Source organism: Paractinoplanes pyxinae (assembly GCF_026626335.1).
In the GTDB taxonomy this organism is placed as follows: domain Bacteria; phylum Actinomycetota; class Actinomycetes; order Mycobacteriales; family Micromonosporaceae; genus Actinoplanes; species Actinoplanes pyxinae.
Genome location: NZ_JAPNTZ010000008.1, coordinates 228879 through 251467, shown reverse-complemented (window position 1 = coordinate 251467; position 22589 = coordinate 228879). Strand labels below are relative to the sequence as shown.

Below are 22589 nucleotides of genomic sequence, written 5' to 3'. Positions count from 1 at the left end.
CCTATCAACCCAAGGGATAGATGCCGATCAGTCTCGGGGGCGGCCGCGCCGGGCGGGAGATCCCTTTCCTGTCCTACGCCGAAACTATTGATGACATTAAATATCCGGCCGCTTCGGTGAGCTCCGCTGGCGCGAGGTGCGAGAAACTGAGTCGTACGTGGTCCGAGCCCCCGCAGCCTTCGGTGTAGAAGGCGGTTCCCGGCACGAATGAGGTTCCGTGCCGCTCCGCCACCGGCAGCAGTTCATCCGCGTCCACCCCGGCCGGCAACGGCAGCCACACGAACCAGCCGCCCTCGGGTGGGGTCACGTCCAGCGCGGAGGCCAAGGCGTCCCGTTGCTCGCGGTAAACAGAGCGCAGTGACGCCACGTGCCGCCCGTACGCGCCGGAAGTGCCGAACGTGGCCATCGTCATCGCCACCGAGTGGTTCACCCCGCCGCCGCTGTGCACGTAACCCAGCCGGCTCAACCGGTCGATCAGGAACGGCGACGCGTTGATCCAGCCCAGCCGCAGCCCGGGCGCCACGGTCTTGGCGAACGACCCCAGGCGGATGACCCCTTCCTCCTCGGCCAGCCGCCAGAGCGCGGGCGGTGGGGCGTCGCCGTAGTACAGCTCGCGATACGTGTCGTCCTCGACGATCGTCAGCCCCTGGCACACCAGCTCACGCCGCCGATCGGGCGGCAGGCTGAGCCCGGTCGGGTTGCCGAACGTCGGCACCAGGTACAGGAAGACGGCGTCCAGCGAAGACGCCAGCGCCGCCGTCTCGGCCGGCAGCAGACCGTGCTCGTCGGTCGGCGCCGGGACGAGCCGCACCCCGTGGTCCTCGAAGATCTTGAAGGCCAGGTGGTACGTGGGCGAGTCGACCAGCACGACGTCGCCCGGCTCGGTCAGCACCTGGGTCAGCAGGGCCAGCCCGTGCGAGGCGCCCGCCGTCACGAACGTCTGATCGGCGGTGGCGTCGCCCACGTGGGAGCAGAGCCAGTCGATCAGAGGGGCCGGACCGGGAGCATGGCCATAGGTCAGGGCCTGCCAGCCGTACGTCGCAATGCTTTCCGCCCCGGCCCGCGCCCACTCGTCGAGGGGCAGCGATTCGGGCCGCGGATGCCCCCAGCCGAGGTCGAGGAGGCCGGGCCGGTGCTCGAACTGGACGACCGTCACCGTTGCGAATCTAGTCTGGCAACCATGAAGATTCTGCTGCCGGACAGCACCCACCTCGACCCGAGCCTGCCCGAGGGAGTCACCGCCGTCCGTTACGCCGTCGGCCGGCCGATTCCGCCCGAGCACGCCGACGCCGAGGTCCTGGTCGTGTGGAACAACCCCGGCGACCGGCTGCGTGAGGCCGCCGAGCAGCTGAAACAGGTGCGCTGGGTGCAGACGCTGGCCGCCGGGCCGGACGCCGTGCTCGCGGCCGGCTTCGGTCCCGACGTCGTGATCACCTCGGGCCGCGGGCTGCACGACGAGACGGTCGCCGAGCACACTCTGGCGCTAACGCTTGCCGCCGTACGGCATCTGCACCTTCTCCTGCGAGCTCAGGCCGCACACCATTGGGCCGACGAGATGCGTGATCTTCAGGCGGCGCCGGACACTCAGCGCTTCTATACGCTCCGCGACGCCAACGTGGTGATCTGGGGTTTCGGCAGCATCGCGGCCGTGCTGGCGCCGCACCTGAAGGCGCTCGGGGCCAAGGTGACCGGCGTGGCCCGCAGCGCCGGCACCCGCGACGGCTTCGAGGTGGTGACCGAGGCCGACCTGCCGCGCCTGCTGACGCAGACCGACGTGCTGATCGGCATCCTGCCCGCGTCCGAGTCGACGACGCACGCCCTCGACGCCGAGGTGTTCGACCTGCTGCCCGACCACGCCTGGGTGGTCAACGTGGGCCGGGGCGTCACGCTCGACGAGGACGCCCTGCTCGACGCCCTCGAGGACGGCACGATCGGCGGGGCCGCGCTCGACGTCTTCGAGACCGAGCCGCTGCCCGAGTCGTCCGGGCTGTGGAACGAGCCCAATGTCATCATCACGCCGCACGTCGCCGGCGGCCGTCCGGTCGGCGCCGACGATCTGATCAGCGAGAACTTGGTCGCATTCCGAGAGGGCCGTTCGCTGCGCAACGTCGTCGAAGGTTAGGTTCGCCTGATGACCAGGGTGATCGAGACCGAGGCGGAGCTTCGCGAGTACGTGGCGCCGCCACCGCAGTTCATCGCGGAGAAGGGTATCGATCACATCGACGCCGAGTCGCGCCGGTTCATCGAGTTGAGCCCGTTCTTCCTGCTGGCGACGTCGGCGGAGGACGGCACATGTGACGTCTCGCCGCGGGGCGACCCGCCCGGCAGCGTGCTGGTGCTCGACGACCGTACGCTGGCCTTCGCCAACCGCAAGGGCAACGGCCGCCTCGACAGCCTGCTCAACCTCCTGCAGCGTCCCCGCGTCGGCCTGCTGTTCATGGTGCCGGGCTCGGGCGACACCATCCGGGTCAACGGGCGCGCCCGCATCGTCGCGGACGCGCCCTACCTCGAGCGGATGGTCATGAAGGGCGTGGTCCCCGACCTGGCGGTCGAGGTGACGGTCGAGGAGCTCTTCCTGCATTGCGCCCGGGCGTTCGTACGGTCGTCGCTGTGGAAGCCGGAGTCGTGGCCCGCCAAGCGGGACGTGCCGAGCGCCGGACAGATCGCCAAAAGCGTGTCCGGCGCTCAGGTCGCGGCCGACGAGATCGACCGGGCCCTCGAAGTGGCCGCCCTCGACGCGTACTAGAGCGCCGACCCGGCCAGCTTGTCGGGGTTGCCGAAGCGGTGGGCCGTGATGCTGATCGCCTGCTCGTGCAGGAACGGCAGCATCTCGACGCGGCCCGCCTCGGTGACCGGCTGCGACCACACCGCGAGGTCGGGACGCCCGCCGGTGGCCCGGGCCAGCGCCTCGGCCGAACCGCCGATCAGCCGCACCCGGTTCACGCCGCGCAGCCCTGCGGCGAAGGCCTCATCGTCCTCGACCCGCACCTCGACCGGAAGCTCGAGCGACAGGGGAGTGGCGGTCGAGACCCGGAACGGCGCGCCCGCCCGCAGGCCCGCGGCGACGACCCGCAGCAGATCGGTCACCGAACCGCCCGAAGCCAGCCGCACCTCGACCGGCACGGGCAGGTAGCGGAGCACGTTGCGCTCGGCCCACAGGCCGGAGACGTCCGCCGGCGAGCCGAACTTCTCTTGCCAGGCGGCGGCGTCGCTGTGTGCGGCCCGTTCGAGCGCGGGATCGTTGCCCGCGGCGGTCAGCAACGCCCGTACGGCAACGTTGTCGATTTTCGCAGTTGACCGCGACTCAGCGGACTGCCAGCCGGTCAGACCAACCAGATAGTTGGGACCGCCCGCCTTGGTGCCGGCGCCGACCGCCGAGCGCTTCCACCCGCCGAACGGCTGCCGCCGCACGATCGCGCCGGTGATGCCGCGGTTCACGTACAGGTTGCCCGCCTGCACCCGGTCGAGCCAGAGCGCCAGCTCCTCGGGGTCGAGCGAGTGCAGACCCGAGGTGAGTCCGAAGTCGACGTCGTTGACCAGGTCGATCGCCTCGTCCAGGGTCTCGGCGGTCATGATGCCGAGAATCGGACCGAAGTATTCCGTACGGTGGTAGTCCGACCCCCGCTTGACGCCATCACGGATGCCCACGCTCCAGAGCCGGTCGCTGTCGTCGAGCTTCTTCGGCTCGAGCAGCCACGACTCGCCGGGGCCGAGCTTGGTCAGGCCCTCGAGCAGCTTGCCCGCGGCCGGCTCGATCACCGGGCCGACCTGGCTGCGAGGATCCGACGGCCACCCCACGGTCAGCGACCGGGCGGCGTCCAGCAACTGGTGGCGGAAGCGGTCGGAACGCGCCACCGAGCCGACCAGGATGACCAGCGAGGCGGCCGAGCACTTCTGACCGGCGTGCCCGAAGGCCGAGCCGATCACGTCCTTGACGGCCAGGTCGAGGTCGGCGCTGGGGGTGACGATGATGGCGTTCTTGCCGCTGGTCTCGGCCAGCAGCGGCAGGTCGGCCCGGAACGACCGGAACAGCTCGGCCGTCTCGTAGGCGCCGGTCAGGATGACCCGGTCGACCAGGGCGTGGCTGATCAGCTGCTTGCCCAGGGCGCGCTCCTCGACCTGGACCAGCGTGAGCAGGTCGGCGTCGGGCAGCACGGGCTTGATGATCTCGGCCAGCACCGCGCCGCAACGCTCGGCCGGGCCGGCCGGCTTGAGCACGACCGCGGAGCCGGCGGCCAGGGCAGCCAGCACCGAACCGGCCGGGATGGCCACCGGGAAGTTCCACGGCGGCGTGACCAGCGTCAGCTTCTCGGGGACGGCGACCGCGCCGTCGACCGTGTCGAGCTCGGCCGCCAGCTCGGCGTAGTAGTGCGCGAAGTCGATGGCCTCGGAGACCTCGGGGTCGGCCTGGTCGGCCGTCTTGCCGGTCTCGGCCGCCATCACCTCGATGAGGTCCAGGCGATGCGCCTCGAGGGCCTCACCGATCCGGTGCAGGACCGCGCTGCGCTCGGCGCCGGTCAACGCGCCCCAGGCGGTGGCGGCGGCGACGGCCGCGCCGAGGCGGTCGTCGAGGCGGCGCTCGTCCGTGACGCGGGCGGCGTCGATGGTCTTTTGGCCGATCGAGGTCGTGGGCACCCGCTTCAGGACCTCGCGGACCTCTGCCCGATTTGCCGCCACAGCCGGATCGGTGTCGGGCGTGTTGGCGAACTGACCGGGTTCGATGTCGGGCCGGACGGCGATGCGGTGCGGCTCCGGCACCTCGTCGTCGAGCTGTTCCAGCGACGCGAGGAAGCGGTCCCGCTCCCGGGCGAACAGCGCCGAGTCGCTGTCCAGCTCGAACACCGCCGACATGAAGTTGTCGCTGCTGGCGCCCTCTTCGAGCCGCCGGATCAGGTACGCGATGGCGACGTCGAACTGCTCGGGCCGGACGACCGGGGTGTACAGCAGCAACCCGCCGACCTCACGCCGCACCACCTCGGCCTGGCCCTCGGCCATCCCGAGCAGCATCTCGAACTCGATGCCCTCGCGAACTCCGCGCCGGCCGGCCAGCAGCCATGCGTACGCAATGTCGAAAAGGTTGTGACCGGCCACGCCGAGCCGCACATTGCCGATGCGGTCGGGGTGCAGCGAGTAGTCCAGCACGCGCTTGTAGTTGGTGTCGGTGTCCTGCTTGCTGTGCCACGTCGCGAGCGGCCAGCCGTGCACTGTCGCCTCGACCTGCTCCATCGGCAGGTTCGCGCCCTTGACCAGGCGCACCTTGATGCCCGCGCCGCCGCCGGCCCGGCGCTTGGCCGCCCACTCCTGCAGGCGGATCATCGCCGACAGGGCGTCCGGCAGGTAGGCCTGCAGCACGATGCCGGCCTCGAGGTCGCGCAGCTCGGGCTTGTCGAGCAGGCGGGTGAAGACCGCGATCGTGAGGTCGAGGTCTTTGTACTCCTCCATGTCGAGGTTGACGAACTTGCGCGTACGGGCGGTCGCGGCCAGCGTGAACAGCGGGGTCAGCTGCTCCACGATCTCCGTGACGGCCTCGTCGAACGCCCACGGGTTGTGCGGGGCGACAGTCGACGACACCTTGATCGACACGTAGTCGACGTCGTCGCGGCCCAGCAGCCGCTCGGTCTCGCGCAGGCGCCGAGTGGCCTCGCCCCGGCCGAGCACGGCCTCGCCCAGCAGGTTGACGTTCAGGCGCACGTCGCGGCGCTTGATCTTCGCGATGGCCCGGCCCAGCTTGGCGTCGGTGGCGTCCACGATGAGGTGGCCGACCATGCGGCGCAGCACGCGGCGGGCGATCGGCACGACGACACCCGGCATGACCGGGGCCAGCGCGCCACCGAGCCGCACCGCGCCGCGCAGGGGAGCGGGCAGGAAGCGCGGAACGTCCGGGGCCAGCGAGTGAAGGGCGCGGGCACTGACGCGTACGTCCTCGGGCCGCACGACCCCGTCGACGAACCCGACCGCGAAGGCCAGGCCCTTCGGGTCGCGCAGCAGGCCGGCCAGCTGCGCCGCCGAGCCGGTGGTCTTGATCGCGGAGGCCTCGCGAAGCCAGCGGCGGACCAGATCAATGGCCTCATCGGCGAGCTCGGTCGGCTGGACCGGCGAGTGGGCGACGTCAGTCATGCCGAAAGTGTCCTTCCGGGTTCCGTTCAGGAAAAGCGACGGTTTTCGACGAGTACTCTTCAGTTCTGCTTAATGTTTTCCGGGAGGCTGTCGTGCTGGAGATCCGGCGTCTCGTCCTGCTGCGCGAACTGGCCGTCCGGGGCACGATCGCGGCCGTCGCCGAAGCCCTCAACTTCAGCCCGTCGGCCGTGTCGCAGCAGCTCAGCCAGCTGGAGCGGGAGGCCGGCATGCCCCTGCTGCGCAAGTCGGGCCGCGGCGTGCAGCTCACCCCGCAGGCCGAGGTGCTGGTCGAGTCGGTCGGCGAGGTGCTCGACACGCTGGAACGGGCCGAGTCCCGGCTGCAGGCGTCGACGGCCACGGTCAGCGGCCGGGTGCGCGTGGCCGTGTTCCAGTCGGCCGCGCTGGCCCTGATGCCGGCCACTCTGCTGGCCATGGCCACCCGCTTTCCCGACGTACGGGTCGAGATGGTGCAGCGCGAACCGGAGGAGGCGTTGCGCGAAACCTGGGCCCGCGACTTCGACATGGTTATCGCCGAGCAATACCCGGCCCACGCCGCGCCACACCACCCCGGCCTGGACCGCCGCCCCCTGACCACCGATGCGATCCGCCTGGCCTTGCCCGCACCCGGCGCGGCGCTGCACCCGGTGGCCTCCCTCGACGAGGCCCGCCACATGCCGTGGGTGATGGAGCCGCGCGGCACCGCCTCCCGCCACTTCGCCGAGCAGCTGTGCCGCTCAACCGGCTTCGAGCCGGATGTCCGCTACGAGACCGCGGATCTGCAGGCCCACATCCGCCTCGTCGAGTCCGGCAACGCCGTGGCCCTGATCCCCGACCTGGTCTGGGCCGGCCGCGACACCTCGTGCCGCCTCCTGGACCTGCCCAACCGGCCCCGCCGCACGATCTTCACGGCCCAACGCCTCTCCGGCGCCGCCTCCCCAGCCGCAAACGCCCTCCGCGAGACGCTGGAGCACGTTGCCGAGTCGCCGGCGTCCCTAGCGTCGCCGCCCCAGTGAGGGCAGGCCGCCGCTGACCGCCGTCCCGCCGGGAAGATCCCGCGCCACGCAGTCGGGACCCAGGGTCATCTCGAGGTAAGCGCGCACGGCATAGTTCCCCTCGGCCGACGACGTGCTCCGGCGGTTGCTCTCTCTGCGCAGGCGATGCCGGACGTCCGGGGCGGCCCGGCCGACGCAGCCGGGGCAGGGTCGCACGCCGATCTCTCGCCTCGGGACGCCCGAAGTTATGTCATAGCCGCACAGCGCAATCCCTGGTTCGGCCGACGCCAGATGCGCCGACCGGGCCACCTCGCCCCGCTGGGTTGCGTGCAGCTGCGTGGTGACGCACCACCAAGGTCGCTCCGGCTCGCCGGCCGCCGGCGCGATGGTGACCCGGGCGCTCGCCTTCTCGGTCCGAGAATCTTTCAAGCCGGAGGTAGTGGTGAAGCGTCTCAAGAGCGTGATCAACGTCGGCGCGGCCGCTGTGGGAACTCTCGCCTCCGCCGCGTCCAGCGGAGTGCCGGAAAGCAGTGACAGTCGCCGGAAGGTAACTCGTGCTTTGTCGTGGCGGACCCGTTGGTAGGGCGGGGTCGTCGCGGGTCGCCAGTCGGGGAGGGGCTTTGCCAGCAACAGCTTGAGGAGATGTCGAGCTTCCGCGCTGGGGGATCGAGAAAGTGCCTGCGCCGTCCGAGCGGATGTGCGGCCCGTGGACATGGGTCCTCAGGCCGGCCACGGCGATTTTCCACTTGCTCACGGGCTTCGCGGCCCTCACGTCGGCCCCTCTGTGTTGAACGTGAGGAAAACCGAAGAGCCGAACCGGCGTCGCCTACTCTTCCGGTATCTCCTATCGGTTAGATAGAGTCATGGGCATGCGTCGATCGCTTGTGGTGCTTGCGTCCTTGGTTCTGGCGGTGGCCCTTGGTGGCTGCAGCGGTGACTCGTCTACCGACGCCGCGGAGGGGGATGGCGGGCTGCGCATCGGCTATCAGCGGTTCGGCGGGCTGAGTCTCGTCAAGGCGCGGGGGGACGCGCCGGGCGTTACCTGGTCGCTGTTCGAGAGCGGGCCGGCGTTGACCGAGGCGTTGAAGGCCGGCGCCATCGACGTCGGGCAGACCGGTGAGGCGCCGCCGATCTTCGCGGCGGCGGCCAAGACGCAGTTCGTGATCGCGGGGGTCGGGGCGCCGTCGCCCAAGAGCGAGGCGGTGCTCGTCAAGAAAGCCAAGGGCTACAAGAGTTTCGCCGACCTCAAGGGCAAGACGGTCGCGCTCAACAAGGGCTCCAACGTGCACTGGCTGCTGCTGAAGCTGCTCGAGGCCAACAACATGAAGCTCTCCGACATCAACGTGAAGTACCTCAAGCCCGCCGAGGGGCGGCCGGCCTTCGACAACGACCAGGTCGACGCCTGGATCATCTGGGATCCCTATTTCGCGCTGGCCGAGCAGCCGGGCGTCCAGATCCTGGCCGACGCCACCGGGGTCGCCAACAACCGTGAGTACCTGCTGGTGGGCAAGGACGCCGCGGGGCTGAAGACCGAGCAAATCAAGAGCTTCCTTCGTACGTACGAGAAAACGACCGCGTGGGGAATCGGGCATCCCGACGAGCGTGCGCAGGTCCTGGCGCCGGAGCTCAAGATCGACGAGGCGACCACCAAGCGGGCGCTGGCCCGCGCGGCCCAGCCGGTCGACCAGCTGGACGCCTCGATCGGCGACGAGTTGCAGGCCATCGCGGACGGTTTCGCCGGTCTGGAGCTCATTCCCGGCAAGGTGGACGTCAAGTCGCTGGTGGACCCACGGTTCGCCGAGGCCGCGCCGTGACCCTCGTAGCGGCGCCCGACTCCGATGTCGCCTCGGCCCAGCCGCCGCAAAAGGCGAAGCGGCGCGTCCGTTGGCAGCGCACAATCAGCCCCGTCCTCATCCTTGTCTTGTGGGAGACGGCGTCGCGGACCGGCGTGATCGCGGAGGACAAACTGCCGGCGCCGAGCACAGTGCTGCAGACCGGCTGGCGGCTCGCCCGGGACGGCACGCTCGGCGACCACCTGCTCGACTCGCTCACCCGGGCCGCCATCGGGCTGCTCATCGGCGGGACGCTCGCGCTGGTGCTGGGCTCGGTGGCCGGGCTGCTGCGGGCCGGTGACGACGCCATCGATCCGCCGGTGCAGATGGCCCGCATGCTGCCGCACCTGGCGCTGGTGCCGCTGCTGATCATCTGGGTCGGCATCGGCGAGTCGATGAAGATCACGCTGGTCGCGCTGGGCGCGTTCTTCCCGCTCTACTTCAACACGTACGCGGGAATTCGCGACATCGACGAGCGACTGGTCGAAGCGGCCCGTACCTGCGGCCTGAACACGTGGCAGCGGATCCGCCACGTCGTGCTGCCGGGTGCGTTGCCCTCGCTGTTCCTGGGCCTACGGCTGGCCATCGGGGCTGCCTGGCTGAGCCTGGTGGTAGGCGAGCAGACCAACACGCAGAACGGCATCGGCTTCCTCATGATGGAGGCCCGCGAGTTCAGCCAGACCGACGTCGTGGTGCTGGGCCTGTTCGTCTACGCCGGCCTCGGGCTGCTCTCCGACCTGCTGCTCCGCATCCTCGAGAGGAGAACCCTGGCGTGGCGCCGAGGACTGCAAGCGACTTAGTCGTACGGGCCCGGGGCGTCCGCCGAGCCTTCGGACCGGTCACTGTGCTCGACGGCGCCGACCTGGACATCGCCCGCGGCGAAGTGGTCGCCCTGCTGGGTGGCAGCGGCTCCGGCAAGAGCACTTTGCTCCGCATTTTGGCCGGCCTGGACCCGGCCGCCTCGGGCGACTTCACCGTGCCGGCCCAGCATGCGGTGGTGTTCCAGGAGCATCGCCTGCTGCCGTGGAAGCGGGTGATCGACAACGTCGGCCTGGGGGTCGACGACCGTACGCGTTGCACCGACGCCCTGGCCGAGGTGGGCCTGGCCGACCGGGCGCGGGCGTGGCCGATCGAGCTGTCCGGCGGGCAGGCCCAGCGGGTGGCGTTCGCCCGGGCCCTGGCCCGCGAACCATCGGTGCTGCTGCTGGACGAGCCGTTCGGCGCCCTGGACGCGTTGACCCGCCTGCGCATGCAGCAGCTGTTCGGCCGGCTGCGGGCCCGTCACGGCTTCGCCGCCCTGCTGGTCACCCACGACGTCGAGGAGGCCTTGCTGCTGGCCGACCGCGCCCTGGTTCTGGATCGAGGCGTGATCGCCGCCGATCTGCCGGTCGAGCTGGAGCATCCGCGGGCCCCGGACGCACCGGGTTTCGGGGTGCTGCGCCGGCGGCTGCTCGACCTGCTGGGAGTGCCCTCGGCGGCCTGACGACGCAGGTGGGACCATCGGAGCATGTACCCGTTAGGTGCCGGCGCCGAGGTCGGCGGGCCGGTCGGTGACTCGTACGCCGTGGCCCTGGTCCGCGACGGCGAGGCCGCCGCCGTACTTGAGGTGCTCCGGCGGATCCGGTTCACCGGATGGGTCGGACCCGCCGAGGGCGGCTGGCTGCCGGTGATCGCCGTGCCCGGGAGCGGCGCCGTGGCCACGAAGCGGCGGGGGATAGCCGGCGTCGGCGAGGCGCTGGCCCAGGACCTGAAGGCGACTGTGCTGGTGCTGCGGGTGCTGGCCGACCGTCAGCTGGCCGTGGTGGCCTGGACCGGTGACGAAGAGGTCGGGCGCTACGTGAGCGACCCGTCGCGCGAGCCCGGGGCCGAGGAGGACGTTCTCGACGACCCGCTGGGTGTCTCGTCGGCCGACGAGTTCGCGGAGGCGGCCGGCCATCCCGAGCGCGGCGGGGAGCTGGCCGAGCTGCTGGACGAGCACCTGGACCCGGAAAGCGTGATCGAGTCGGAGCGACTGGCCCGCATGCTGCGGCTGCTTGCGCTGCCAACCTGGCTGGTAGCCGTCGCGACACTGCCGCGGGACATCCCAACCGGTCCGGGTGCGCGCGACCTGACGCGGCTGGGCTTCGGCCTGCCAGGGCCGGGCGGCGTGATCGTCGCACGCCTGGCCCGAGTGCTTCGGCGCCGCCGTCCACCCCCGCCGATCATCGCCGACCCACCCCAGGGCAGCTCCGGCATGGACCCCTGGCTGATGTGAGTCAGTGGCGCCAGGCCTTGGTTCGTGGCTGATGGGATTCAGTCGCGACGGCGGCGGGGGCGCCAGGCCTCGACCACCTTGGCGACCGCTGTCACGAGGAAGAGTTGGCCGGTCAGGGCCTCGAGCACGGCCAGGCTGCGGCCCGGGTTGCCGGTCGGCACCAGATCGCCGTACCCGGTGGTGGTCAACGTGACGAAGCTGAAGAACAGGGCGTCGGGCAGGGCGGCGTCGCCGGCGTCGCCGAAGAACGGGCCGGGCTGCAGCAGGGCGATGCAGCGGTACGCGAAGCCGAACGCCATGCCCAGCATGAGGTAAGCGGCGAGTGCGCCGAGCAGCAGTTCCCGGTCGACGGCACGGCGGGCGACGTCCGCCACGATGGCCAGGGGAGCAATCGCGTACAGGACACAGCCGGCCAGAAACGTCAGCCCGACCAACCAGTTGGTTGGAAAGACGAGCGCCCAGACGGCGGAGACCACCGCCAGGACGAAGACGGCGGTGGCTGCGTTGCGCAGATGCGGGCGGATCGAGGCCAGCCGCAGCACGTACCAGACCGTGCCGACCTGAACGACCAGCACAAGGGCCACGCCGACCCGCTCGGTGACCGACGTGGCCAGCACGTACGTGAAGATGATCAGCCCGATCACCGGCGCGTAGCCCGGCCGGCTGGGTGCGTTCCCGTCCGTCATCGCCCGACGGTAGAACGCCGTCCGCGCCCGCCGAATCATGCGCGGTGGGGGAGAAACGAATCGTGCTGCGCGACCGCGCCAGGTCGCGCGCCGCAGAGTTCCCGGTACGGCAACGCGCGACCCCGCCAGGTCGCGCGCCGCAGAGTTGCCGGTGCCGCGGCGCGTGACCCCGCCTAGTTCACGCGCCGCGGGCGTCCGGCTGTCAGGCGGCCGGGCGGACCGGGACCTGGCCGGCGCGCAGCACGTGGGCCGGGTCGTAGCGCTCGGTCAGCTCGATCAGCCGGGTCAGCGTCTCGGCGTCGTAGGAGCGGGCGATCCGCTCCGGGCCGGCCGCCGCGCCGTGGTTCGGCAGGGCGCCGCCGGTGGCCCACGGGCCCAGCGCCGCGCGGACGGCGGCGGCGTGCGGGACGAGGGCGTCGGCGATCGGCGGCACGGGAACGCCGATGATCGTGAGCACGAACGCGGCGTCGCGGTGGCACAGGGCGCTCGGCTGGGCGGGTTCGGCGGCCAGGGCGCCACCGAGCTGGCGCAGCTCGACGATCACCTGCGGCGAGCGGGCGTCCGGCCCGGCCACGGCCAGCAGCGCGTCCACGGCCTCGGCGGGCAGCGCGGTCAGCAGGTCGGTGTCCTCGACCACCGGCATCGGGTCGACCGGGTCGGCGTGAACCATTCCAATTCCCGCGTACGGGATGGTCTGCACGGCATCGATCAGGGGTTCAGCCGCAGCCCGCATCGGCGCGAGCACGGCCTCACCCGAGGCCTGAGAACCCGTCCACGCGAACCGGACCGCGACCGAGAACTTGCCGGCCAGCGGCTCGGGCACGCCCGGCATCGGCGGCAACTGCAGCAGGGCCAGCGAAGTGGTCGCCTCGGCCGGCAACGCGGACGACCACTCACGCCAGCGGTGCACAACGGCGTGCGCGTCGGCGCCCGCGAAGTACAGCGCACCGGCGTACACCTCAGGCAGCGGAACCAGGTCGAACTCGAGCGCCGTGACGATGCCGAGCGCCCCCTTGCCGCCGCGCACGCCCCAGAACAGGTCGGGCTCCTCGGTTGCGGTCACCCGGCGCGGCACCCCGTCGCCGGTGACGATCTCGATGGCCCGTACGCGATCGGAAGCCCAGCCGTAAGTCCGCGCGACCGGTCCCAGCCCGCCGCCGGTCGTGTAGCCGACGACTCCGACGGCCGGCGCCGAACCGCACAGCGGGGCCAGCCCGTGCGGCGCGGCCGCGTCGAGCACCTGCTGCCAGCGCACCCCGGCGCCGACCCGGGCCCAGCCGTCCGGGTGCACCACGCACTCGTCGAGGCGGCCGGTGTGCACGAGGATCGCGCCGTCCAAGGTGGACGCCAGCCCGTGCCCGGTGGCCTGCACGGCGACCGCCCGCCCGGTCGTGGCCGCGAACCGTACGGCCTCGACAACGTCCTGCGCGTCGCGCGCTTCGACGACGGCGGCCGGCGTAGCGGCGATGGCGACGTTGAATCCAGCCGTCAGCGCGGCGTACAGCGGCTCGCCCGGCACGGCGAGCGCGCCGGTGAGTCGGCGGCGAAGCGCCTCGAAGGTTTCGACGGCGGTGGTCATGGTGGTCCCTTCCGGTCAACGGTGTAGCTTCACCGAGGACTCTGCCGAACCTCGCTTGCGATCGGCTTAAGGTTCACCTTGCGAAATCCTTGCGGGCGTCTTTTCCCAGCCGGCGTGCCGCGGCGGCCTCGACTCACTCACTCTTGCGGGGTTGCTTCTCTTGCCGGGCCGATCCGCTCCCGCCGCGTTGCCTTCTTTCGCTCGCCAATGAGCGCTTCCTTCACTTTCCGCGCGCTTCTTCACTCGCCTGCCCGCGCTTGGGTCTTCTTGCCCGCGTGTTGGTTCACTCGCCCGCGCGCTTACGTTTCCTGCCCGCGCGCTTCCTTACTCGCCTGCCCCTGCGCTCCTTTACTCGCCCGCTCGCGCTTGGTCTCCTGCCCGCGGGCTTCCTTCACCTGCCAGGGTGACCCGACCGCCTCGCCCAGGGCGGCCGCGGCATCTCGGTGGGCGGCGGCCTCGGCATCGCGTCCCAGGGCCGTGGCCAGGCGGGCCAGTTCCAGGTCGTACGAGCCCCAGCAGGCGCCGGCCGTCCCGACCACGATCTGCCGGCCGCGGTAGGGCAGAAGTGACTCGTACGCCGCGGACAGATCACCGCCGAGAGCGAGCGAGATCCACGCCTGCACGACCAATACCGCGTCCGTCGTCCAGTCGCGCGGCACCACGTCCGGCCACCGCCGCCGCAGCCGCCGCGCCTCGGTCAGGTTGCCCGACTTGGCCGCGGCGACAACCGCCGTCCCGTGCAGCAGCGGAACGTTCATCTCCTCGGCGCCGTCCACCAGTTCGGCCAACGCGTCGCCGAGCCGGCCGTCGCGACCCCGGAACGTGAAAACGTGCAGGATGCGACAGAAACGTGCACCCCACAGACTCGTCTGCCGGAATTGCGCGTACGCCTGGTCGGCGCTCTCCTCGCCTTCAGCCCACCGCCCGCGCAGCATGGCCCGACCGGTCTCTTGATAGAGCAGGTGCGGCCGTACGTCGGGTCCGGTGAGCCGGGCCGCGAGCCGGGTCGCCGCCGCCAGGTCGGCCTCGAAGCCGGCCGCGTCCCCCAGATGCAGCAACAACGGCCCGCGGTGCAGCCGCGCGAAGAACTCGGTGCGCAGCGGAAGCCCGTTGAGCGCAAGCGACTCCTCCACCGCCTCGAGCCAGCGCGCGTTCCGGTCGGCCGACCCCCAGGTGGCAATCATGTAGTTGTTGAGCGTCCGGCCGAGGAGTGCAGGATCGTTGAGCGAACGTGCAACTTCGACCGCTCGTTCGGCCGAAGCGACGCTGTCCGCCCGTCGCGTGGCGCTGTAGGCGAGTTCGACCCCGAGCGTGCCGAGCAGCCGGGCCCGCAGAGCCGGGTCCTGCTCGCCGGCCGACTCGGCCAGTTCTTCGAGCAGCGCCACCAGGCTTTCGTCGACGACGCCGTACGCACGCCAGTTCCACAACGTGACGCCGCCCCACACGCTGGCGGCGGCGGCGAGCTTGTCCCGATCACCAAGCCGCCGGGCCACCGCAATCGCCTCGGCGACGACCTCTTGGGCCTCGTTGAGCCGCCCCGCGCGCAGCAGGTCGTCTCCGAGCGCCACGAGCAGCCGATGCCGCTCGGTGTCGTCCGGCCCGAGCAGCGCCAGAGCCCGCCGGGTCTGGGTGGCCGCCTCGGCGTGCGCGTGCTGGTCACGGGCGGCCGCCGCGGCCTCGATCGCGTACCGCCGGGCGGGCTCGGCGCCGGTAACGGGCACCGCCTGGAAATAGTGGTGGGCCAGCCGATCGACCGCGGCGGCGCCGCTAAGGGCCTGTGCGACGCGCGCGTGCAGCCGGGCCGCGGCGATCCGGCTAAGCCCCGCCAGCAGCGTCTCCTGGACGAGCGCATGACTGAACCGCCAGCGCCAGGCCGTCTCGTCGAAGCGCAGAACCCGGCTCGCCACCGCCGGCTCCAGCTCGGTGATCACCTGCTCGGCGTCGAGCCCCGACGCCGTTTCGAGCAGCGGCAGGTCGGCGTCGCGTCCGATCACCGCCGCCAACCGCAACAAAGCGACAGTTTCGGCGGGCAACCGGGCCAGGCGGCGGTCCAGCACATCGCGTACGGACGGAGGCAGCCCGTCAACCCGGCCCTCAGCCTCGACCAGCGCCGTCAGCTCCCCGGCGAAGAACGGGTTGCCGTCTGTTCGCTCATGCACGATGCGCGCAAGTTCGTCCGACCCACCGATCAGTTCGCGCACATCGCCCGGCGTGAGACCGGTCAACTGAATCCGCTGAGCGCGCGGCTCCCGCGCGAGCGCCGCCAGGCAGTCCACCACCTCACCCGGCAGCTCCTCACCGACGGTCCGCACGGTCAGCACCACCAGCAGCCGGACACCCTCAAGGTGACGGGCCAGCAGCGCAAGCAGGGCCAGCGACGTCGCATCGGCCGCCTGCACATCGTCGAGCACGATCAGAAGGGGAGTGGCCGAAGCTGCCCCAGCCAGCCGCCGACGCAGCTCGTCGAACAGAGCAAACGTCGGATCCCCGTCGGCCGCCCCGTGCAGCCCGCCACCGTCCAGCCTTTCGAGCACCTGCAGCCACGGCCAAAGCGCCGGCACCCCCGCGTCGTCCGCGCACCGGCTCCACACCGACCGCCAGCCCTGAGCCCCCGCCATGGCCGCCGCAGCCTCCGCAAGCCGCGTCTTGCCGATCCCCGCCTCACCCTCGAGCACGATGACCGCCCCGCTGCCCCTCGTCACCTCCCCGAGAGCAGCCCGCAGCCGGCTTTGCTCAGCCCGCCGCCCCACGAGCGCCCGCTCACCGATCAAACGGCCGCTTGTTGCACGTTCGCTCGCCGAACGCTCGCTGGCCGCAGGGTTGTGCGCGATGTTGTCGCTCGTTGTACGTTCGCCCACCGAACGCTCGCTGGCCGCACGGTTGTGCGCGATGTTGTCGCTCGTTGCACGTTCGCCCACCGAACGCTCGCTGGCCGCACGGTTGTGCGCGATGTTGTCGCTCGTTGCACGTTCGCCCACCGAGCGCTCACTCGCCGCATTGTTGTGCGCGGCGTTGTCGCTTGCTGCATGTTCGCCCATCGAGCGCTCACTTGCCGCACCGTGGTACGCGGCGTTGTCGCTCGTTGCACGTTCGCTCACCGAGCGCTCACTTGCCGCACTGTCGTGCGCGATATTGTCGCTCGTTGCACGTTCGCTCGTCGAACGCTCATTTGCCGCACTGTTGTGCGCGGCGTTGTCGCTTGTCGCACGTTCGCTCAACGATCGCTCGACTGCCATGCGCGCAGTAGTCGCATTGCTGCTCATGTCGAGGTCGTCGGCTGTGCGTTCGCTCAACGAGTGTTCACCGGCTGCGCTTCTTGCACGCTCGCTCGGCACCTTGTCATGAGTTGCACGTTCGCTCAGAAAGTGTTCGTTCGTTGCGCGCTCGCTCATGGCCCTGTCTTGGCGTAGGACCGCAGTTTCCAGGGCGCGGAGGTTGGGGCTGGGGTCGATGCCCAGTTCGTCGGCCAGGATCTGGGCGCATCGGCGGTAGGCGTTCAGGGCGTCGGCCTGGCGTCCGGCGCGGTAGAGAGCTTTGATCAGCTCCGCCCACAACTCCTCGCGGAGGGGGTGCTCGGCGACCAGGCCTTCCAGTTCGGTGATGGCCTCGGCGGTGCGGCCCAGCTCGATCCAGCAGGCGGCGCGGCGGTGGCGGGCCAGCAGGTGCAACTCGGCCAGACGGCTGCGGGCGGCCACCACCTGCGGATCGTCGGGCAGGTCGGCCAACGGCTCGCCGCGCCACAGGTCGACGGCCTCGGTTAGCAGCTTGGCCGCCGCGTGCAGGTCATCGGGTCGGGGCGGTGTCGGACGATGGGCCGGGTCGAGCTCGGCTGCCTCGTCGAGCAGCGCGGGCAGGCGGAGCAGGTCGATATCGGCCGGGTCGACGTCGGCCAGGTAGCCGGGGGAGCGGGTGACGATCAGGTTCTTGCCGAGCAGGCGGCGCAGCTGGGAGACGTACGACTGGACCGTGCCGGTTGCTCCGGGCGGCGGGTTGTCGCCCCACAGCGCGGCCATCACCCGGTCGACACTCACGACCCGGCCGGCCTCGCTGAGCAGCAGGGTGAGCAGGGCGCGCGGCTTCGGCCCTCCTGGATCGGCCGGCGTTCCGTCGACGGTCCGCACTTCGAGGGGACCCAGCAACCGGAAACGCATGCGGTCAGGCTAAGGGTCGGACTGATCGCCTCACATTGTCGATTTCGCCGGACGTCGTGCGACGACCGGATGACATCCATGATGAGTGCGGGAGGTACGCATGAAGTACGCACTGCTGATCTACCAGGTCGAGAAGAACTGGGCCGAGGCCGACGAGGAGCAGCGGCGCCAGGCCTACGAGGCCCACGGCCGGTTCGCCGCGCTGCTGAAAGAGCGCAACGCCGACCGCGGCGGGGAGGAACTCGCGCTCACCGACACGGCCACAACCATCCGTTCGGGTGGCTTGCTGACCGACGGCCCGTACGCCGAGACGGCCGAGCAGTTGGGCGGCTTCTACCTGGTCGAGGCGCGCGACCTGGACGAGGCGCTCGAGTTCGGCCGAGCCCTCGCCGAACTGGGCGACATCGTCGAGGTCCGCCCGGTGGTGGCCTTCGAGTGACCGCCGTCGAGGCTGCGTTCCGCGAGCACCGGGGGCCGCTGCTGGCCACCCTCGTGGCCGAGCTGCGCAGCTTCGACCTGGCCGAGGACGCGCTGCAGGACGCCTTCGCCGCCGCCACCCGCCAGTGGCCCGGCGAGGGCGTCCCGCGCCGCCCCGCCGCCTGGCTGCTCTCGGTCGCCCGCCGCCGAGCCATCGACCGCCGACGCCGCGACGAAACCCTGCGCCGCTACCTCCCGCTGCTGATCACCCCCGAGGAAGCACCCCCGCTGCTCCCAGCCGGCTCCCCACACCCTTGGCCGAGCGAAGGGGCGCCCGATGCGCGCGAGGGGTTGGCCGGCGAGGAGCGCAAAAGAGCGGCCGTAGCGCACGAGAGTGTGCCTGTCGAGAGGCGCGAAGCGGCGTCCGACGGGAAGCGCAAAGAGGTGGCCGGAGCGCTCGATGGGGAGGCCGATTCGCGTAAGCGAGTGGCCGCCGGGAAGCGGGAAAGGGCGGCCGATGCGCGCGAGGGAGTGGCCGCCGAGGAGCGCAAAAGAGCGGCCGTAGCGCACGAGAGTGTGCCTGTCGAGAGGTGCGAAGCGGCGTCCGACGGGAAGCGCAATGGAGCGTCCGACGGTAAGCGCAAGAAAGCGTCCGCCCCTGACGACTCCCTGCAGTTGCTGTTCGCGTGCTGCCACCCGGCGCTCGGCCTTGAAGCGCAAGTGGCCCTCACCCTGCGATTCGTGGCCGGCTTGACCGTCCCTGAGATCGCCCGGCTGTTTCTCGTCAGCGAGCCGACCATGGCCGCCCGCATCACCCGGGCCAAGCGCAAGATTCAGACCGCCGGCATCCCGCTCGCTGTGCCGCGGGCGGCTGAGCTGCCGGAGCGGGCGGCCGGCGCCGCTGCGGTGATCTACCTGCTCTTCACTGAGGGGTACCGGTCGTACCGGGACGAGGTGGCCTTCGAGGCGATTCGCATCGGGCGGCTTCTGCGTGACCTGATGCCCGACGACGCCGAAGTGGCTGGGCTGTTGGCGCTCATGTTGCTGCAGCACTCGCGGCGGCATGCGCGGCGCCGCGATGGCCGGCTTGTGCTGCTCGCGGACCAGGACCGTACGCAATGGGACGCCGTCGAGATCGCCGAAGCGCTCACCTTGCTCGAACCGCCGGCACCCGCCGGCCCCTATCGCCTTCAAGCACTGATCGCCGCCCAGCACTCAGTCGCGCAGCAAACGGACAACACCGACTGGCCGGCGATCGTCGTCTTGTACGAACGGCTGGAGAAACTGAGCGGCTCGCTCATAGTGCGACTCAATCGCGCAGTCGCGATTGCACAAACCGACGGTCCGGCCGCCGCCCTCGCCCTGCTCGACTTCGACCTGCCCGGCAACCACCAGCTGCCGGCCGCGAGGGCCGAGATGCTGCTGCGCCTCGACCGGCGAGCCGAAGCAGCGGCCGAGTTCGAACGCGCCGGGAAACTGGCGCCGACCGACACGGAGCGTGACCACCTCCGCCGGCGGCGGGAAAGCGCTTCCGGTACCGGTACCGGCAGATCGCCGGTACCGGTTCCGGCGGCCGAACATCCGTACGGCAGGGCCATTCGGGCAAGGTGCGTTCCGGAACCGCGGCGAGATGTCCGAAGCCTGTGCGAATGCCGCACCTGACGTGCGCGCCAGTTCTTGACATGTCGATGCGTCTATTGCTTGCTGTGATCCAGTTTGTTGCTCCCCCGTTAACGGAAGGGACCTTCCCGCATGACGACAAACGCCGGGCGGCCGTCCGGTCGCCGGCACCTGCGACGGATCTTCGCCGTAGCGCTCGCCACGGTCACCGTGGGTGCGCTCACCAGCGTCCCCGCCGCCGCAGCCCCCACCGCAATTCCGGCCGCCACCGCGGCCACGCCCAATTTCGGCGCCAACGTCACTGTTTTCGACCCGAGCACGCCCGTCGCCGAGATTCAGGCGAAGCTCGACGCGGCGTACGCGCAACAGGTCAACGCCGAGATGGGCACCAACCGGTACGCCTTCCTGTTCAAGCCGGGCACCTACGGCACCGACGCCCAGCCGCTGCAGATCAAGGTCGGTTACTACACCGAGGTCTCCGGCCTCGGCGCCTCGCCCAGCGACGTTGTCATCAACGGCAAGGTCGAGGTCTACAACCGCTGCCTCGAGGGTGGCGGCACGAGCAACTGCCTCGCGCTGGTCAACTTCTGGCGCACGCTGTCGAACCTGTCCATCAAGGTCAACGGAGCGGGTCAGGACGGGTGCCGGGCCGGCGCCAACTTCTGGGCCGTCTCGCAGGCCGTGTCGCTGCGCCGGCTCAACGTCGACGGCGGCTTCACGCTGATGGACTACTGCACGGCCGGCCCGCAGTACGCGAGTGGTGGCTTCATCGCCGACTCGCAGTTCGGCGCGGTCACCAACGGTTCGCAGCAGCAGTGGCTCACCCGTAACAGCAAGGTCGGCAACTGGTCCAACGCGGTCTGGAACCAGGTCTTCGCCGGCGTCGAGGGCGCCCCTTCCGAGGCGGACTTCCCGGCCACGCCGTACACGACCCTGGAGAAGACCCCGCTGAGCCGGGAGAAGCCCTTCCTGTTCGTCGACGCCAAGGGCAAGTACGCCGTCCGCGTGCCGAGCGCGCACCGCAACACCAGCGGTGTCAGCTGGGACGAGGACCTCACGAGCGGCCGGACGATCCCGCTGAGCGACTTCTTCGTCGCGAAGCCGTCCGACCCCGAGTGGCTGATCAACGCGAACCTGCTCCTCGGCAAGAACCTGCTGTTCACGCCGGGCATCTACAACATCGATCAGACCATCCACGTGCTGCGGCCGAACCAGGTCGTGCTCGGGATCGGCCACGCCACGCTGACCGCGGTCAACGGGGCCACGCCGCTCAAGGTGGCCGACGTCCCCGGCGTCATCGTCGCGGGCGTCACGATCGACGCCGGCACCAAGGAGTCGAAGAACCTGCTGCAGGTCGGCAACAAGAACGGGCTGGGCATCAGCTCGGCCGCGAACCCGACCACGCTGTCGGACGTCTACTTCCGGGTGGGCGGCCCGCACATCGGCAAGGTCGACACCGCGCTCGAGGTGAACAGCGACAACGTGCTGATCGACCACACCTGGGTGTGGCGCGGTGACCACGGCGTCGAGGGCTTCACCGAGGGCGTGAACGGCGACACCCAGCGGTGGCGCACCAACACCGGTCGCTACGGCGCCGTCATCAACGGCGACAACGTGACCGCGACGGGTCTTTTCGTCGAGCACTTCCAGAAGTACAACACCGTCTGGAACGGCGAGAGGGGCACCACCGTGCTCTACCAGAACGAACTGCCGTACGACCCGCCGACCCAGGCGGACTGGATGAACGGCAAGGTCAAGGGCTACGCCGGGTACAAGGTCGGGGACAAGGTCAAGAACCACAGCCTGTACGGGGCCGGGGTCTACGTCTTTAACCAGAACAACCCGTCGATCGTCACCGAGAACGGTTTCGAGGTGCCGAAGCGGCCCGGTGTGAAGCTGCACCACATCATGACCGTCAACCTCAGCGCCGGCGTGATCAACCACGTCGTCAACGGGGTCGGCGAGGCGGCCGACATGACCAAGGTCGGCGCGCCGGTCTTCGTCACGGACTACCCCGCGCCGTAGGACACGACGAAGGGCCGGGAACCCTCCCGGCCCTTCGTCACCGAAACCAAGGGGACGGATGCCTCCTGGCGGGGTAGGCACCCGTCCCGTCCGTCATTCTGCTCCTGTGAGACCGTTTCGGCATTGTCCGAACAGCTCAGGATGCTGCGGCTTTACGACAATGCGGCGCCGATTTCGCGCATGGCGCGCATGACCAGCCAGGTGTCGCCGGCCGGGTAGTTGGCCAGCACGGCGTACGCCTGATCACCGACAAAGCCGACATCGGCGCGAATGCCGTCGTCGGTGCCCGTTTTGTTGCGAACGGTGGCGGTGTGGGCGAGCGGGTCGTCGCCGAAGCCGGACGCGACCATCGACAAGTCGACACTTGTGGCCATCCAGGTGTCCATTCGCTCAGAAACTGCGCGAGTGAGCAGCGTCCGGCGCGCGATGTGCTGCATCAGTCCCGCCAGTTCGCCGGCGGCGCCCGTCGATAGCGTCGGCGGGTGGTGGCTTGCTCTCTTGTTGCGTACGAAATCAAGCAGCTCCGTCTCGTGCAGGTGCAGCCGAGCCGCCACCAGCCGCACAGCCGGCAACCCGACTCGTGCCAGCATCACATTCGTCGCGAAGTTGTCGCTCACTGACGCGATCAGCACCGCCACGTCGGTCAGGGGCAGTGCCTCGACCGCCAGGTGCTGCCACAACCCGGAGTCGGCCACCGCCAGCGCCGGGTCCTTGCTCAGCAATTCGCCCGGATCGAGCGAGCCGTCCTCGATGCCCCGCGCGACCTCGATCAACAGCAGCAGCTTGCCGATGCTGGCCGTCCGCAGCCGCCGCCCCGGCTCGTGCTCGGCCCGCCCCGGCACGCTGATCGACCAGCGCACCCCCGGCGTGCCCGCGACAACTCGATCGACAACCGGCTGCAGGTCCATACGATCAT

17 protein-coding genes are annotated in these 22589 nt (G+C 70.4%); 10 read left to right on the top strand and 7 right to left on the bottom strand.

Annotation, left to right across the window (positions count from 1 at the left end):
• Positions 1–73: 73 nt before the first annotated feature.
• On the bottom strand, positions 74–1156 hold the full coding sequence (locus OWR29_RS23930; RefSeq protein WP_267565428.1) for an aminotransferase-like domain-containing protein: 1083 nt from the start codon (positions 1154–1156) through the stop codon (positions 74–76).
• Between the two features lie 24 nt (positions 1157–1180).
• Here OWR29_RS23930 and OWR29_RS23925 point away from each other — a divergent pair, with 24 nt between their 5' ends.
• Together OWR29_RS23925 and OWR29_RS23920 are read left to right on the top strand one after the other, a co-directional pair.
• Entirely contained in the window at positions 1181–2122 is a 942-nt protein-coding gene (locus OWR29_RS23925) for a phosphoglycerate dehydrogenase (protein WP_267565427.1), read from the top strand.
• A 9-nt stretch (positions 2123–2131) separates the two neighbouring features.
• Entirely contained in the window at positions 2132–2746 is a 615-nt protein-coding gene (locus OWR29_RS23920) for an MSMEG_1061 family FMN-dependent PPOX-type flavoprotein (RefSeq protein ID WP_267565426.1), read from the top strand.
• On the opposite strand, the gene OWR29_RS23915 is transcribed toward OWR29_RS23920, so the two are convergent.
• On the bottom strand, positions 2743–6117 hold the full coding sequence (locus OWR29_RS23915) for a bifunctional proline dehydrogenase/L-glutamate gamma-semialdehyde dehydrogenase (RefSeq protein WP_267565425.1): 3375 nt from the start codon (positions 6115–6117) through the stop codon (positions 2743–2745). The two genes, OWR29_RS23920 and OWR29_RS23915, sit on opposite strands and share 4 nt — an antisense overlap.
• Positions 6118–6209: 92 nt before the next feature.
• Between OWR29_RS23915 and OWR29_RS23910 the strand changes: the two genes are divergently transcribed.
• On the top strand, positions 6210–7130 hold the full coding sequence (locus OWR29_RS23910) for a LysR family transcriptional regulator (protein ID WP_267565424.1): 921 nt from the start codon (positions 6210–6212) through the stop codon (positions 7128–7130).
• Here the strand turns inward: OWR29_RS23910 and OWR29_RS23905 are convergent.
• Positions 7110–7538, bottom strand: coding sequence for a hypothetical protein (locus tag OWR29_RS23905; RefSeq protein WP_267565423.1), 429 nt, complete (start codon positions 7536–7538; stop codon positions 7110–7112). The genes OWR29_RS23910 and OWR29_RS23905 overlap by 21 nt on opposite strands.
• A gap of 440 nt (positions 7539–7978) precedes the next feature.
• Between OWR29_RS23905 and OWR29_RS23900 the strand changes: the two genes are divergently transcribed.
• From OWR29_RS23900 to OWR29_RS23885, 4 genes are read left to right on the top strand one after another with little or no spacing between them, the layout of a single operon-like run.
• Complete coding sequence (locus OWR29_RS23900) at positions 7979–8923, top strand: aliphatic sulfonate ABC transporter substrate-binding protein (protein WP_267565422.1); 945 nt, start codon at positions 7979–7981, stop codon at positions 8921–8923.
• Complete coding sequence (locus OWR29_RS23895) at positions 8920–9741, top strand: ABC transporter permease (RefSeq protein WP_267565421.1); 822 nt, start codon at positions 8920–8922, stop codon at positions 9739–9741. The genes OWR29_RS23900 and OWR29_RS23895 overlap by 4 nt, the downstream gene beginning before the upstream one ends.
• Positions 9714–10424, top strand: a complete 711-nt coding sequence (locus tag OWR29_RS23890; RefSeq protein WP_267565420.1) for an ABC transporter ATP-binding protein — start codon at positions 9714–9716, stop codon at positions 10422–10424. Before OWR29_RS23895 ends, OWR29_RS23890 begins: the two co-directional genes overlap by 28 nt.
• Before the next feature lie 24 nt (positions 10425–10448).
• Positions 10449–11195, top strand: coding sequence for a hypothetical protein (locus OWR29_RS23885; protein WP_267565419.1), 747 nt, complete (start codon positions 10449–10451; stop codon positions 11193–11195).
• A gap of 38 nt (positions 11196–11233) precedes the next feature.
• Here OWR29_RS23885 and OWR29_RS23880 read toward each other — a convergent pair whose 3' ends face one another.
• The 3 genes from OWR29_RS23880 to OWR29_RS23870 all read right to left on the bottom strand — a co-directional run bounded on the left by OWR29_RS23880 (position 11234) and on the right by OWR29_RS23870 (position 17611).
• Positions 11234–11881 carry a potassium channel family protein gene (locus OWR29_RS23880; RefSeq protein ID WP_267565418.1) on the bottom strand — a complete coding sequence of 216 codons (648 nt, stop codon included), beginning with the start codon at positions 11879–11881 and terminating at the stop codon, positions 11234–11236.
• 202 nt (positions 11882–12083) lie between these two features.
• Positions 12084–13460 carry an FAD-binding oxidoreductase gene (locus tag OWR29_RS23875; protein WP_267565417.1) on the bottom strand — a complete coding sequence of 459 codons (1377 nt, stop codon included), beginning with the start codon at positions 13458–13460 and terminating at the stop codon, positions 12084–12086.
• 299 nt (positions 13461–13759) lie between these two features.
• Positions 13760–17611 (bottom strand): ATP-binding protein, encoded by a 3852-nt coding sequence (locus OWR29_RS23870; RefSeq protein ID WP_267565416.1) that lies wholly within the window; start codon positions 17609–17611, stop codon positions 13760–13762.
• Between the two features lie 100 nt (positions 17612–17711).
• Here OWR29_RS23870 and OWR29_RS23865 point away from each other — a divergent pair, with 100 nt between their 5' ends.
• The 3 genes from OWR29_RS23865 to OWR29_RS23855 all read left to right on the top strand — a co-directional run bounded on the left by OWR29_RS23865 (position 17712) and on the right by OWR29_RS23855 (position 21673).
• Positions 17712–18050, top strand: coding sequence for a YciI family protein (locus tag OWR29_RS23865; RefSeq protein ID WP_267565415.1), 339 nt, complete (start codon positions 17712–17714; stop codon positions 18048–18050).
• Positions 18047–19690 (top strand): RNA polymerase sigma factor, encoded by a 1644-nt coding sequence (locus tag OWR29_RS23860; protein ID WP_267565414.1) that lies wholly within the window; start codon positions 18047–18049, stop codon positions 19688–19690. The genes OWR29_RS23865 and OWR29_RS23860 overlap by 4 nt, the downstream gene beginning before the upstream one ends.
• A 90-nt stretch (positions 19691–19780) precedes the next feature.
• Positions 19781–21673 (top strand): pectate lyase-like domain-containing protein, encoded by a 1893-nt coding sequence (locus tag OWR29_RS23855; protein WP_267565413.1) that lies wholly within the window; start codon positions 19781–19783, stop codon positions 21671–21673.
• Positions 21674–21825: 152 nt separating this feature from the next.
• On the opposite strand, the gene OWR29_RS23850 is transcribed toward OWR29_RS23855, so the two are convergent.
• Positions 21826–22581 carry a serine hydrolase gene (locus tag OWR29_RS23850; protein ID WP_267565412.1) on the bottom strand — a complete coding sequence of 252 codons (756 nt, stop codon included), beginning with the start codon at positions 22579–22581 and terminating at the stop codon, positions 21826–21828.
• Between the last annotated feature and the right edge of the window lie 8 nt (positions 22582–22589).

What these genes read in the sequence shown, in the direction of transcription:
- OWR29_RS23855 (WP_267565413.1), top strand. Translation starts at nt 19,781, where the DNA reads ATGACGACAAACGCCGGGCGGCCGTCCGGTCGCCGGCACCTGCGACGG.
- OWR29_RS23850 (WP_267565412.1), bottom strand. Translation starts at nt 22,581, where the DNA reads ATGGACCTGCAGCCGGTTGTCGATCGAGTTGTCGCGGGCACGCCGGGG.
- OWR29_RS23920 (WP_267565426.1), top strand. Translation starts at nt 2,132, where the DNA reads ATGACCAGGGTGATCGAGACCGAGGCGGAGCTTCGCGAGTACGTGGCG.
- OWR29_RS23900 (WP_267565422.1), top strand. Translation starts at nt 7,979, where the DNA reads ATGCGTCGATCGCTTGTGGTGCTTGCGTCCTTGGTTCTGGCGGTGGCC.
- OWR29_RS23885 (WP_267565419.1), top strand. Translation starts at nt 10,449, where the DNA reads ATGTACCCGTTAGGTGCCGGCGCCGAGGTCGGCGGGCCGGTCGGTGAC.
- OWR29_RS23925 (WP_267565427.1), top strand. Translation starts at nt 1,181, where the DNA reads ATGAAGATTCTGCTGCCGGACAGCACCCACCTCGACCCGAGCCTGCCC.
- OWR29_RS23865 (WP_267565415.1), top strand. Translation starts at nt 17,712, where the DNA reads ATGAAGTACGCACTGCTGATCTACCAGGTCGAGAAGAACTGGGCCGAG.
- OWR29_RS23875 (WP_267565417.1), bottom strand. Translation starts at nt 13,460, where the DNA reads ATGACCACCGCCGTCGAAACCTTCGAGGCGCTTCGCCGCCGACTCACC.
- OWR29_RS23915 (WP_267565425.1), bottom strand. Translation starts at nt 6,117, where the DNA reads ATGACTGACGTCGCCCACTCGCCGGTCCAGCCGACCGAGCTCGCCGAT.
- OWR29_RS23870 (WP_267565416.1), bottom strand. Translation starts at nt 17,611, where the DNA reads ATGCGTTTCCGGTTGCTGGGTCCCCTCGAAGTGCGGACCGTCGACGGA.
- OWR29_RS23880 (WP_267565418.1), bottom strand. Translation starts at nt 11,881, where the DNA reads ATGACGGACGGGAACGCACCCAGCCGGCCGGGCTACGCGCCGGTGATC.